This is a genomic window from Deinococcus puniceus, assembly GCF_001644565.1.
In the GTDB taxonomy this organism is placed as follows: domain Bacteria; phylum Deinococcota; class Deinococci; order Deinococcales; family Deinococcaceae; genus Deinococcus; species Deinococcus puniceus.
This window is the reverse complement of sequence record NZ_CP011387.1, coordinates 1,996,252-2,009,020: the sequence shown is the minus strand read 5'-3', so window position 1 is coordinate 2,009,020 and position 12,769 is coordinate 1,996,252. Positions and strand designations below refer to the sequence as shown.

The 12,769-nt window shown below is 62.0% G+C and carries 10 protein-coding genes; 5 read left to right on the top strand and 5 right to left on the bottom strand.

All coding sequences use genetic code 11. The annotated features are described in order from the left end of the window. Positions 1-57: 57 nt before the first annotated feature. The 3 genes from SU48_RS09145 (at position 58) to SU48_RS09135 (ending at position 4,520) form a co-directional block, all read left to right on the top strand. Positions 58-1,383, top strand: coding sequence for a DUF4139 domain-containing protein (locus SU48_RS09145; RefSeq protein WP_231881588.1), 1,326 nt, complete (start codon positions 58-60; stop codon positions 1,381-1,383). 213 nt (positions 1,384-1,596) lie between these two features. Further along, the gene (locus SU48_RS09140; RefSeq protein WP_064014986.1) at positions 1,597-3,003 is read left to right on the top strand and encodes an LGFP repeat-containing protein; all 1,407 of its coding nucleotides are present in this window, start codon (positions 1,597-1,599) and stop codon (positions 3,001-3,003) included. A gap of 227 nt (positions 3,004-3,230) precedes the next feature. Further along, positions 3,231-4,520 carry a DUF4139 domain-containing protein gene (locus tag SU48_RS09135; RefSeq protein ID WP_064014985.1) on the top strand — a complete coding sequence of 430 codons (1,290 nt, stop codon included), beginning with the start codon at positions 3,231-3,233 and terminating at the stop codon, positions 4,518-4,520. Between the two features lie 125 nt (positions 4,521-4,645). On the opposite strand, the gene SU48_RS09130 is transcribed toward SU48_RS09135, so the two are convergent. From SU48_RS09130 to SU48_RS14180, 3 genes are all read right to left on the bottom strand, one after another. After that, positions 4,646-5,323 (bottom strand): methylenetetrahydrofolate reductase, encoded by a 678-nt coding sequence (locus tag SU48_RS09130; protein WP_231881720.1) that lies wholly within the window; start codon positions 5,321-5,323, stop codon positions 4,646-4,648. Positions 5,324-5,415: 92 nt separating this feature from the next. Beyond that, positions 5,416-9,225, bottom strand: coding sequence for a methionine synthase (metH, locus tag SU48_RS09125; RefSeq protein ID WP_197474635.1), 3,810 nt, complete (start codon positions 9,223-9,225; stop codon positions 5,416-5,418). Positions 9,226-9,539: 314 nt separating this feature from the next. Continuing rightward, the gene (locus SU48_RS14180) at positions 9,540-10,265 is read right to left on the bottom strand and encodes a hypothetical protein (protein ID WP_157451135.1); all 726 of its coding nucleotides are present in this window, start codon (positions 10,263-10,265) and stop codon (positions 9,540-9,542) included. A gap of 229 nt (positions 10,266-10,494) precedes the next feature. Here SU48_RS14180 and SU48_RS09115 point away from each other — a divergent pair, with 229 nt between their 5' ends. Then, entirely contained in the window at positions 10,495-10,794 is a 300-nt protein-coding gene (locus SU48_RS09115) for a hypothetical protein (protein WP_064014981.1), read from the top strand. A 224-nt stretch (positions 10,795-11,018) separates the two neighbouring features. Then, the gene (locus tag SU48_RS09110) at positions 11,019-11,987 is read left to right on the top strand and encodes a vWA domain-containing protein (protein WP_064014980.1); all 969 of its coding nucleotides are present in this window, start codon (positions 11,019-11,021) and stop codon (positions 11,985-11,987) included. A gap of 67 nt (positions 11,988-12,054) precedes the next feature. Here the strand turns inward: SU48_RS09110 and SU48_RS09105 are convergent, their stop codons facing one another. Then, positions 12,055-12,507, bottom strand: a complete 453-nt coding sequence (locus SU48_RS09105; protein WP_331710177.1) for a GNAT family N-acetyltransferase — start codon at positions 12,505-12,507, stop codon at positions 12,055-12,057. A 26-nt stretch (positions 12,508-12,533) separates the two neighbouring features. Then, positions 12,534-12,767, bottom strand: coding sequence for a KTSC domain-containing protein (locus SU48_RS09100; RefSeq protein WP_064014979.1), 234 nt, complete (start codon positions 12,765-12,767; stop codon positions 12,534-12,536). Positions 12,768-12,769 lie beyond the last annotated feature (2 nt).

Sequence of the window (12,769 nt, the reverse complement as noted above, 5' to 3'; positions counted from 1 at the left end):
TTGCCCTCCTGCTCATTTCCGCGTTCCCCGTCAGGTGAATCGTGGCATGGTGGGGGCGTGCAACTTTCAAACACCTTCCGGCCAACGCGATTGAAACTGGGCTTCGTCACTCTGGTCATTGCTCTGGCCTCGGCAGCGCAGGCGACCACCTTGCGGCTGTATCCCAGCTTTGCCGAAGTGCAGGAACCCGTCAGCGCGGCCAGCACCAGCCTCAGCGTTTCGCTATCTCCAGCGGTGTGGGCGGGCGTCATTCCCGGTACAGTCAACTTGCGCGGGTTGGCCTTTAGCAGCGCGGTGCAGGGGCAAGACCCCGCGTGGCTAGCTCGCTGGGAAGGCAAAACCCTGACCCTCAGAACGGGCGTGACGGGCGAGAAAGCCGAATCTGTGACGTTGATCCGGGCCGCCGATCTGACCGTCAAGGACGGGGCCGGAGAGTTTCGCCGGGTCATGCTGGCCCAACTGAGCTTCCCCGAATTGCCGCCGCTGAACGCCGAAGCCGCCACGCCAACACTGACCTTTGCCCTGCCGCAGCCGGGAACGGGAACGCTGTCTTACCTCACCCGCGCCCTGAGTTGGACACCGCGCTACACGCTGAATATCGTTGGCACTGGGGCAGCAGCAAAGGCCGACTTGAGTGCGCTGGCAGACATGCGCAACGGCACAGATGGGGTGGTGCAGGCTTCTGGGGCCGAACTGTTCGCTGGAGACGTGCGGCTGGGTCAATCTCAGCCGTCTCTCGATTTCGACACGGTACGGGGAAACTCTGGGTTTGTGGCTATGTCGACGCCGGTCATGGGCAACATCGTCTCTCAGGGGCAATTGGGCGGCCTGTACCGCTTTGCCCTGACCCAACCGCTTGCCTTGCCTGCCAAAAGTACAGTCACGCTGCCATTTCTGAAGCCTGCCCTGACCATGTTTCAGCCGTTTTCCCGCCTGAACACGGGATTTCAGCCCACCGACTCCGAGGGCACTCTGCAACGCGCCTACCGCCTAAAGGCCGATCAACGTTTGCCCGCTGGTGTGGTCAGCGTGCTGGAAGAAGACCGCCTGACCGGTCAAGTCGGTGTCGGTGAATTGGCGAAGGACACGGAATTCGTACTGGAATTGGGCGCAGACCCGGACGTGCGCTACAGCCGCAGCGTGACCATTCAGAACGTGCAGCGCGGGCTGTTGGGCGGGGGCAGCCGCACCTACCGCGTCACCTACACGCTGCGAAACGAGCAGGCGCAGCCGAGACGGGCCGAAGTGCGTGAGGAAGTGTACGGCGCTCAGGTGGTGCTGGACGGCAAAACTGCAACGGGTTCGGCCACTGCCGTGCTTGCCTTCGACTTGCCTGCCGGGGGGAGCCTTTCCAAGTCGTATACGGTGGAATTGCCGCAGTAATGCAGTAATACAGAGTCCGACTTGCATCCCAGCCGCCTCTCCGGGGGCGGTTTTTTGCTGTCTCTACCGCTGATCATGCTGCCGCCGATCATGCCGCGATCATGCCCGCAGGCTTACAACAGGCATGCGGGCCGACCTTGCTCCTGTTCCTCATTCAAAGGTGGGCCGCGCACGGGAGAGCGTATGCAAAACAGGGTGACGTACACAGTCGGCATGCATATCACGGACGACGAAACCTTTGGCAGCAACGAACACGCCAGCATCAACCGGGGCGGCACGCTGGTGCTGGACGCGGGCACACCGCAGCGTGAAGACCTGACCATAGGCAAATGCGGCGGTGAGGTGCGTGTAGAACTGCGCGTGACTTACCGTCAAGAAGCCGGGGGCGCGGTCAACGTGACAGGCAAAGCGCTGCTGTACGAGGGCACCAGCGTCAATACGGGCGATCTGGACGGGCGGGCCGAGTTCAGCGGCGTGGTGAACAGCGGGCAGAACCGCACTTTCAGCCTGCGGGTTCGCAACACGGACGAGGGCGGCGATTTTGCCGATATGACGGTGGCAGTGGGCAATCTGGCCCTCAGTGAAAACGATCCGTGCGCCAATATAGACGCCAAAGCAGCAGCACTGGGCGCGGGTTTTACGGGTGCGGCGGTGTCGGGCTGCGAGCCGGTGCGCGGGGGCCACCGCAGGCGCTACCAGAACTGCGACATTTATTATTCGCCGCCCACCGGAGCGCACGAGGTTCACGGCGATATTCGGCGCAAATACGACGCCAAGGGCGGCCCCAATAGCGACTTGTTTTTGCCCGCCACCGATGAGACCACCACGCCTGACGGTGTGGGCCGCTACAACCATTTCAGCGGCAACGGCAGCATTTACTGGCACCCCCGCACCGGCCCGATGGAAGTCCGGGGCGGCATTCGCGCACGCTGGGCACAAACGGGCTGGGAGCGCGGCGCATCCGGCTATCCCACCAGCGACGAACTGAACATCAGCCAAACTCCGTGGCAGTGGTACAGCGATTTTCAAAACGGCGTGATCTTTTTTGAAGGCAACGCGGTAGTCGAACCCGCGACGGCCAGCCTCGGCGGCGCAGGCGTGCTGGCTGCCTTCGACGCCGCCTTCCGCAGCCGTACATCCGGTGACGCCCGCGTGCAAATCGATTCGGTAGTCGTCGTGGGCATCAGCGACACCGCCTACGATTTCACCCGCAGCGGCAACCGCGTCGTCACCTACCGCGTGTCGGGCGAGATCAGCAGTGGGCATTGGTTCGTTCCCGATCCCAATTTCGAGGTCACGATTCCGGTGCAGTTCGTCTCTACCCCGCAGCCGGACGCCCGCCGCGAGGTGACGTTGCTGGCGCGGCAGGCAGGCGTCATCAATATCCACGTCAGCAACTTTGCTGGGATTGGCGTAGGAGACGTGGCCAAAGCCCTCCGCGAGAAATTGGCCGCCATCTTCGCCAGCCCGATTCGGCTGGGAACGGTACCTGCCGCCGCTGGCCTGCTCAGTTTCAAAGTGATGAAAGACGGCGGCCTCACGTTGTATTTCCGCCCTGATCTGGCGGGCCGCTTTGCAGCGGTGGCCGCACAGAACATGCTGGATAACATCAAGATTTAGAGCCGCGCACAGACAGACATTCAGGGCCAACTGCTCTGGGTGTCTGTTCGTTGGGTGTCTGTTCATGTCGCCTCGGCTCTGTTCTGGTGGCAATGGGGGTAAGCCGACACGCAAAACGCTGTTTTTTGGCCTGCCAGACGACTGCTGGCGCAACCCCTCTACGAATCTGTCGCCCGTCTGACTGTGTTTCTCACATCTCATATTCGGGGCGGCGTAAGGATAAGCCCATGAAATCCAATTTGCCCTACAGTCTGACGATGGCACTCGCTCTTGCAACTGGTTCGGCTTCCGCCGCCGATCTCCGCATTTACCCCAGCTTCTCGGAAGTGCGCGAAACCGTGAAGGCGACTGGAACCACCCTCAGCGTGAATCTGCCGCAGGAAACGTGGAACAGCGTGATTCCCGGCTCGCTGGACTTGGACGGCGTGGCGTTTTCCAGCGCCGTGCAAAAGCAGGAAGCCAACTGGCTCACCAGTCTGGAAGGCAAACCCGTGTTCCTGCGAACGGGCGACAAGATAGAAACCGTGACCCTGATCCGCGCCCGCGATCTGTTGATTCGGGACGCGCAGGGCCGTTACCGCAACGTGCCTTACAGCGATCTCAGCTTCAGCGACTTGCCCCCGCTGAATCCGCAGTCGCCCACGCAAACGCTGACCTACACGGTGCCCAGCGGCGCAACCGGAACGCTGAGCTACCTCACGCGGGCCGTCACTTGGTCGCCGCGCTTTACCCTGAAGGCCAGCAGTGCCGGGGCTCAACTCTCGGCATTGGCGGATATTCGCAACGGCACCGAGTTGCCCTACAACGTGCAAAACACCGAACTGTACGCCGGAGACGTGGAAGTGCAGGACGGCCAGCCCATGCCTGCCGCGCCAATGATGATGCAGCGGGCGGAAGCGGCCTCGGCTGATTTTGCCGCTCCCAAAATCAATACGGTGGGCGAACTGCGCGGCCTGACCCGTTACGATCTGTCGGCCCCATTTACCTTGCCTGCCAGCAGCATGGTCACGCTGCCGTTCCTGACGCCCAAACTCACCAGTTTCGAGCGGTTCGTCGGCCTGACGTTCTTCTTCAACACCCAGCCCACCACGGGCACCATGAACCGTTTTTACCGCTTCAAGGCCGATGAACGCCTGCCCAGCGGCAGCCTGACCGTGCGCGAAGATGGCCGTATCGTAGGCCAGACCACCATCCCCGAAACGGGCAAGGGGGCAAACGTGGAGTTCAGCCTCGGTAACGACCCAGACGTGCGCTACACCCGCAGCGTGGAAACGCAGAACCAGCAAAAAGACAGCAAAGGCAACGTGACCCGCACCACCTACCGCGTGACCTACGCCTTCGAGAGCAGTAAAGACCGCGCCATCCGCGCCGAGGTGACCGAACGCGCCGGGGGCCGCCGCATCATCATCGACAGCGCCCCAGCCGTGCAGAATCAGGGCGTAGCGAACCTGCGGGTGGATGTTCCTGCCAATGGCAAAGCAAGCAAGAGCTTTGTGCTGGTGATCGACAATTCTTGAGGGAAGGTGGAGCGTCGCCAAAGAGAATGCTTGATCATTTTTCCCACGCGCTGATCTAAAACTAAACAAGAAGGGCCGTCCATTGCGACTGGCCCTTTTGCTGTTTCCACTGACTACTCACTGCCCTAAACAATGCCCTCCAAATACTCCCGCGCATCGGCCTTCACCGGCATAAAATACACGTGCTGGGCGCGTTCCCTTGCAAAGTCCAGGGCGGCGGCGGCAAAAGTACGGTTCCACTCCAGCGTCGGTTCGAAGCTGCGGGGAAACACGGCGTGGTTTCTGGCCCGCCAGTAGTTGAGGGTCTGCTCGGTGGTCACGGTGGTCGCGCCCCACCATACGTCCGCGCCTTCCGGCATCAGGTCGGCGTAGGCGTCCATTAGGCGCAGGTCAAAAAAAGGCTGGGTGAAAAAGCCCACCGCGCCCGCGTCCAGCTTGCGCTCTAGGTAATCGCGCTCGCGGGCAAAGCTTTGACGGTACGGATCGAGGCCCGCGTATACCCGCACGTCCGGCAATTCGCGCCGAAAGCGGCGAATCACGTCTACAGCATCCACGTCGTACACTTTGGCGCTCATATCGGCGGGCGCGTCGCCAGTAATAATCAGCACTTCGGTGATGCCGTGCGCGGTCAGCGTGTCCAGCATCGGCAACGGCTCACGCGGGTTGATGTCCACGGCCCGGATATGCGGAATGGCCCGGTGATGGGGCCGCGCCATCGCACAGCCCATCCAAGACCGGGTGGAAAAGCGGGGGAAATCGGGAATGTTGATGGTATCTATGCCCGGCAGATGCTCCCGCACCATCTCCAATTCGGCCCGCAAGCCAGAGCGGGAACGGGGCACGAGTTCGATGGAGACGCGGGTCTGGGGTGAAGCCCCAGTCGCAAAACTTTGGCTCACTGTGCGCCACCCGCTGCTGAAATTGGTTTAAGGGTCGAAGGGTCTGAGGGACTAAGAATCCCCACCGCCTTGTCTTGCGCCGTGCTTAGACTCTTAGACCCTTGCCCCTTAGACGCCGTGCCCGCCGGGTCGTAGGCCAAAATCGGCCCCAGCCAACGCTCGGCCTCTTCAACGGGCCAGCCTTTGCGCTCGGCGTAGTCCTCTATCTGGTCGCGTCCAATTCGGCCCACCGCAAAGTAACGGGCGTCTGGATGTCCAAAGTACACGCCCGATACGGCAGCGGCGGGCCACATCGCGCAGGATTCGGTCAGCGTCAGGCCCACTTCTTCGGCATTCAGCAGGGCAAACAGGGTGCGTTTTTCGGTGTGGTCGGGCTGGGCGGGGTAGCCGGGGGCGGGGCGAATGCCGTCGTAGCGCTCGCGGATCAAGTCCGTGTTGTCCAGCGCTTCGTCTGCCGCGTACCCCCAGTAGTCCATGCGCACATCGCGGTGTATTTTTTCGGCAAAAGCTTCGGCCAAGCGGTCTGCCAGCGCTTTCACCAGAATGGAGTTGTAATCGTCGTGCGCGGCCTCGAACGCCTTCGCCAATTCCTCGGCTCCGTGAATGGCAACGGCAAACGCTCCGATGTGGTCGCCTGCGGGCGCGATGTAGTCGGCAAGGGCAGTGTTGGGCGTGGTTTGGTCGCGTTGTTGGCGCAGGGTGTGGAGCCGGGTCAGGTGGGCCAGAGGGGTTCGCCCCGCCGCCACCTCATGCGTGTGATGATCCAGAGAATCCCTGTGCTGCTCAGCGTTCACCAGAATATCGTCGCCATCGCGCTCGGCAGCCCACAGCCCGATCACGCCCCGCGCCGTCAGCAATCCTTCGTCCACCACGCGCCGCAAGAGTGCCTGAGCATCGGCAAACAGTGAGCGGGCTTCCGCGCCGCGCAGGGGATCGGTCAAAATGTTGGGGTAGATGCCCTTCATCTCCCAGGCGATAAAAAAGGGCGTCCAGTCGATGTAATCCAGCAAGCCACTGATCGGCTGTTCGATGATTTGGCGTCCGGGTTGGCGCGGCGCGGGCGGCAGGGCGGGGGAGAGCCGGGGCGCACGTTCTCGGGCCGATTCTATGGGAATCAGGCGCACCTGACGGTCTCCGTGCCGCTCGCGCAGGGCGTCGTATTCAACCCGGATTCGGTCTTGCACGGCCACGGGGTCGGCCAACAGGTCGGCGGTGACCGTCACGGCGCGGCTGGCGTCCAGCACATGCACCACTGGCCCGCCGTAGGCCGGGTCTATTTTCACGGCGGTATGGGCGCGACTGGTGGTGGCTCCGCCAATCAAGAGGGGCTGGGTCATGCCCCGGCGCGTCATTTCGCGGGCCACCGTCACCATTTCATCCAAACTGGGCGTAATCAGTCCGCTGAGGCCGATGATGTCTACGCCCAACCTCGCCGCTTCGTCCAGCACGCGCTCGGTGGGCACCATCACGCCCAGATCGGTGACCTGATAGCCGTTGCAGGCCAGCACCACGCCCACGATGTTCTTGCCGATGTCGTGTACGTCGCCTTTCACCGTTGCCAGCAGCACCTTGCCTTTGCCCCCGGCCTCCTGCTTCTCGGCTTCCATGTACGGCGTCAGGTGGGCCACCGCCCGCTTCATCACGCGGGCCGATTTGACCACCTGCGGCAAGAACATTTTCCCGGCCCCGAACAGGTCGCCCACCACGTTCATGCCGTCCATCAGCGGCCCTTCAATGACGGCCAGCGGCGATCCGAGCAGGCGGTAGGCTTCCTCGGCGTCGTCCACCACGTAATCGGTGATGCCCGAAATCAGCGCGTGCGTCAGGCGTTCGGTCACGGGCAGTTCCCGCCACGCGCTCACCGCCGTCGCCTCGCGCTTGATGTCCTTATAGCTCTCGGCCAGCGTCAACAAGCGGTCTGTGGCGTCCGGGCGGCGGGCCAGAATCACGTCCTCCACGGCCTCGCGCAACTCCGGTTCTATGTCGGCGTAGACGGCCAGCATCCCGGCGTTCACGATGCCCATGTCCAGCCCCGCATCAATCGCGTGGTACAGGAACACCGCGTGCATGGCCTCGCGCACATGGTTGTTGCCCCGGAAGCTGAACGACACGTTAGAAATGCCGCCCGACACCAGCGCCCCCGGCAGATTGGCCTTGATCCAGCGCGTGCCCTCGATAAAGTCCAGCGCGTACCGGTCATGCTCCTCGATTCCAGTCGCCACCGTCAGCACGTTGGGGTCGAAAATAATGTCCTGCGGCGGAAATCCGGCCTGTTCAGTCAGCAACTTGTAGGCGCGAGAAGTAATTTCTATTCGCCGTTCCAGATTGTCGGCCTGCCCCTGCTCGTCGAAGGCCATGACCACTGCCGCCGCCCCGTAGCGCCGCAACAACCGGGCACGTTCCAGAAAGGTTTCCTCGCCGTCTTTCAGGCTGATGGAATTCACGACGGGCTTGCCCTGCACGCGCTTCAGGCCCGCTTCTAGAATGTCCCACTTACTGGAATCGAGCATCAGCGGCACACGGGAGATGTCGGGTTCTCCGGCCAGCAGGTTCAGAAATTTGACCATCGCGGCCTCGCCGTCCAGCATGCCTTCGTCAAAATTCACGTCTACGATTTGTGCGCCGTTCGTCACCTGTTGCCGCGCAATTTTGAGGCCCGCGTCGTAGTCTCCGGCCAAAATCGCCTTGGAGAAGCGCGGGCTGCCCGTGACATTGGTTCGCTCGCCCACGTTCACGAAGTTGATTTCGGGTGTAATCGTCAGTGCTTCCAGCCCGCTGAGGCGCAGGAAGGGCGGCAGCTTCGGCGCGGTGCGGGGCGCGATTCCGGCCACGGCGTCGGCAATGGCGCGGATATGCTCGGGCGTAGTGCCGCAGCAGCCACCCACGATATTCACCAGTCCGTCGCGGGCAAACTCGGCCAGCACGTTGGCGGTGTGTTCGGGGGTTTCATCGTACTCACCGAAGGCATTGGGCAGGCCCGCGTTGGGGTGCACGCTGACGAGGGTTTCGGTGCTGGCGGCAATGGCCCGCAGGTGGGGACGCAGCAGGTCGGCCCCCAGCGCACAGTTCAGGCCGAGGCTAAACAGGTTGGCGTGCGCCGTGCTGATCGCAAAGGCTTCGGGCGTTTGCCCACTCAGCGTGCGGCCCGAAGCGTCGGTAATGGTGCCTGACAGCATCACGGGCAGGCGGCGGCCCACGCGCTCGAACACGGTTTCGCAGGCAAACAGCGCGGCTTTGGCATTTAGCGTGTCAAACACCGTTTCGATCAGCAGCAGGTCGGCCCCGCCCACCATCAGGCCTTCTATGGCGTCGCCGTAGGCTTCGGCCAAACTGTCAAACGTCACGTTGCGGAATTCGGGGCGCTCCACATCGGGGGATAAGGTCGCGGTGCGGTTGGTCGGCCCCACCGCTCCGGCCACCCAACGGGGCCGCCCATCCAGCGCCTCGAATTCGTCGGCCACTTCGCGGGCCAGCCGTGCGCCCGCCTCGTTCATGGCGCGGGCCAAGCGTTCGGTGCCGTAATCGGCCTGACTGATGGTCGTGGAATTGAAAGTATTGGTGGAGGCAATATCCGCGCCTGCCTCGAAATAGGCGTGGTGAACGCCCCGGATAATGTCGGGCCGGGTCAGTTGTAGTAAGTCGAAATTGCCCCGGTACATCCGCAACGGGTCGGCGTCGGGCAGCCGGAAATCAGCTTCCGTCAGGTTGGCCCGCTGAAGCATGGTGCCCCACGCGCCGTCTAAAACCAAAATTCGTTGCTGCGCTTCTGTCAGGAGCGCGTGTGCGCGTTTGTTGTTGCTCTGCATTCTCATCACCTCTGCACATCCCCTGTGGGACAGCTCAGTCGGGTCGGCTGCGTGTGGGCCGCCCGCATCTACAACGTATGCGCTCTCTTTGCGCCGCTTCGTGGGCCATCTGCTCGCCGCCGCGCCATCGTCGGCACTGCTTGCGGCGAGCCTCTTCTTTTGGGGCACCGAATGCCGTGATGAAGGCCGGTTGCCGCGCCGTCGCCGGGCAGAAAAAGTCCCTCGGGCGCTCTGTGGGATGGCCGTGCGGGAGGCACGACGTGGGCGCAGTCTAGCGCGGCGGGGGCCGGACAAAAGAGCATGGGTCAGACAGGTTAGGGCGTGCTGATGATCGGCGGCGGTGACTGCCCTAGCTTCCAATCGAAGCGGGCCACAAAGACACCGCAAGCATCTTTGCGGCGTGCATACAAAAATGAACCGTCAAACCAAGATTCGATGTAAGCGGCGTCTTCTCGCACGAAATCGGTGGTGTCGCCACAGCCCGGACGATTCGGGATGAGGTAATCACGCACAGCCCGCGCCAATGTTTTCCGGTCTATGATCTCCAGCGTCAAGATTTTCAAATCCTGATACGGGCCAGTTCCTGTGACATGCTGCACCACAAAGAAGTCCTTACTTTGAAGTCTGAGCGTCCCAGCTGCCTTCCACAAGACCTCGCCCGTTTGTATATCCAATCCAATATTGACCTTCTGCCACATCTCCCAACCTGATGTGACTTCTAACCACAGAAGTTGCTGATCTCTTCCCCAATCCTGAGCTTGAACAGGTTCAGGGAAGAGATTGCCGTCTATTGCCCTTGACCAACGTCTATTCCCCGACAGATGGGTCACGGTTATTCGGAGCTGCATCAGAAACTGCGGGCGGCGAAGTTGGGTGATGGTCAGGCAACTGTTGTTCAGTACCGAAGTCAGCAGGAGCGAATGCCGCTTGGGAACGGCTACGGCAGGACAGGAAGGCGCGTCAATTGGTGCGGCGGCCTGTGCCGAGCTCAGAGCAAATGCCGTCAGGAAGCTCAGCACTAAGTTGGGAGCAGGCCGCATATGAACAGGATATTCGCTGAACTTGAACCCAGCCTCCTCCACAAGATGCAGGAATGAACCTTGCTGCGTCGTCGGCAGCAGTGAGACAGCTTCCCCAATGGGCCGGAGTCTGATCATGGCCTGATCACGCCCTCTGCCGATGATGGGTTCAGGCGCGGGCCAAAGCGGAACAAGCCAACCCAGATGGCGCGGCAGGCGCGGGCCGAATGCAACCCTTGGAGGAAAGACCATGACTGTATCCAGCACCCCGGCACCTACCCAGCTTCAACCTCAGCTTCCAGCCACCCCGCACGACCTCAAAACGCTGACCCGTGAAGTGCGTGCCCTGCGCGTCAGCTTGCGCGAACTGGCCGCGTCCGATTCGCTGGAGCGCCTGCTGAAACTCATTCCGCGCCCCGGTTGGACAACGCCCGCCGAATTCGAGTTGGTGCGGGGCAGTGTGGCCCAGATGCAGGCTCAGGTAGACGCTCTGCACACCTTTCAACGCACGGTGTTGAAGGGCAGCGAACTGGTGGGCCGGGGCGGCTGAGCAGGCAGGGCGTAAGCGGTCACGCTGCGGTCATGGCGGCTGCGGAAGATGAGGTCAGGTGGCGTGAGGAGAGCAGGCCAGATCAGACTGAACGGGCCGCCTAGAGGGGGAAATTGTTGGCCGTGACCATTGCCGCGCAGATTTGGACGGTTGAGATGTTGCCCAAACCAGCCTGGCCCAGTTCCAGAACACGTTGCTTCTGAAAGATTCCCGGAGGTTTTACCATGACGCACTTGTATAAGTCGGCCCTTGTTCTGACCACCGCCCTGCTGACGCTGGCCTCCTGCCGCCCAGATGTGCCCAGCGTTCCGGCGGCGACAGCAGTACAGATCAACGGAACGCGTGTGCTGAACGCCACTTCTATTCAATTCGGAGTCACGGCCCTCAACGGAACGGCGGTGGTCGGCACGGGCCAGATCAGCAATCCCAGCGTGGCCTTCACTACCCCTGGCGTCACGGGCAGCGCCAGCATATGCGGGCAAATTACGGCCCAGAACGTGGTCACGGCAGCGGTCAGCCTCGACGCGACGGGCAGCATGAGTAGCACCGACCCAGCCCAGAACCGCAAGCTGGCGGCCAAAGCCTTTGTAGACCGCCTCACCGGAGACAGTCAGGCCGCCGTGCTGTCGTTCGAGGCCAGCAGCACCCCCAGCGCCGGACTGCTGGCCAGCCGGTTGCAGCAGGCCATGACAGGCGACAAGGCCTTGCTGAATACGGCCATAGACAAGGCCACCTACGCTTCCGGCAGCACCAACTTTTACGACGCCGTTGTCGACGCTGTAAAAGTCGCCAAAGAGTCTGGCCGCACCAATCCCATCGTATTGGCCCTGACCGACGGCATAGACAATGCCAGCAGCAACACCGCAAATCAGGCCATTGCCTACGCCAAAACCAACAGTGTCCCGGTGTACGCCGTGGGGCTGGACGCCACCAATACCATCAATTTCAGTGAAATGGAGCGGATCGCCAGTGAAACGGGCGGCCTGTTCCGCAGCAATATCAGCAGCGCCGACCTGAACGATTACTTTTCCAAGCTCTACAATGCATTCACGGCTCAGGGTTGCGTGCAGATCAATCTGGCTGCTGCTCCGGCTACAGGCAGCGCCATCGAGGGCACCCTGACGCTGGACATTACCGACACGGGCAAGGCGACGGCCAGCCTGAAGGTGCCGTTCAGCTACACCGTCCGCTGAATCTCAAATTGTGTTGTGCCCGTGCCTTCCAAGAGGTGCGGGCTTTTCTCTTGTATACCGATGCTCATTACACACCCAAGCTGTACAGCACCACATGGTAAGCGCCCACTTGCCGCTCTCCTACATTCTGGAACCCGAAGTCGTCGTACAGCCCCCGCAATTTGGCCCGGTCTGAGGCCGTATCCAACCGCAGGAAAGGCATACCCAGCCGCCGTGTTTCATGTACAGCTTCGGCCAACAGCAACCGCGCTAAGCCGCCCCCCTGTGCGTCGGGATGCACCGCCAGTTTGTGCAGATACAGGGCTGTGCCGGGCGCGTCGTCGGGCCAGAACAGCTCATCCCTGTGCAGCAGGACGTAAGTGCCCACCGCTTGCCCGTTCTGCCACGCCACGCGCCAGCCAGAATCAGGGTAATGCCGCGCCAAACGTTCGGGCGTCAGGCTGTGCGGGGGCCACAATGGTTGCCCGCGCTCTGCCAGTGCTGCGGCAGAGGCCATCAGAATCTCGGAGGCGGTCTGCACGTCGCCGCTCGTGAGGGTCAGGGACTTCAGCGGCGGCCCCGCTTCGTGACCAAGCGATCTGGGTAGCAGTCGAAAATCTCGTTCCTCATAAAACTGCCCTTGGAAGAAGACGCCATCAGCCGTTCGTGTACTTCAGGTTCTACGCCGCTGTACTCGTACAATTTGCCGCTGTCAAACAAGACGGTCAGGGTGTGGGTGGCCGGATCGTAGCCCACGTGAGACATCATGCTGGAATCGACGGGCAGCAGGGGCACGCTCATGG

Bases quoted from the DNA above. Each gene is read 5' to 3' on its own strand.
- SU48_RS09140 (WP_064014986.1), top strand. From the start codon at position 1,597: ATGCATATCACGGACGACGAAACCTTTGGCAGCAACGAACACGCCAGC.
- SU48_RS09135 (WP_064014985.1), top strand. From the start codon at position 3,231: ATGAAATCCAATTTGCCCTACAGTCTGACGATGGCACTCGCTCTTGCA.
- SU48_RS09130 (WP_231881720.1), bottom strand. From the start codon at position 5,323: ATGGTGCGGGAGCATCTGCCGGGCATAGATACCATCAACATTCCCGAT.
- metH (WP_197474635.1), bottom strand. From the start codon at position 9,225: ATGCAGAGCAACAACAAACGCGCACACGCGCTCCTGACAGAAGCGCAG.
- SU48_RS14180 (WP_157451135.1), bottom strand. From the start codon at position 10,265: ATGCGGCCTGCTCCCAACTTAGTGCTGAGCTTCCTGACGGCATTTGCT.
- SU48_RS09115 (WP_064014981.1), top strand. From the start codon at position 10,495: ATGACTGTATCCAGCACCCCGGCACCTACCCAGCTTCAACCTCAGCTT.
- SU48_RS09110 (WP_064014980.1), top strand. From the start codon at position 11,019: ATGACGCACTTGTATAAGTCGGCCCTTGTTCTGACCACCGCCCTGCTG.
- SU48_RS09100 (WP_064014979.1), bottom strand. From the start codon at position 12,767: ATGAGCGTGCCCCTGCTGCCCGTCGATTCCAGCATGATGTCTCACGTG.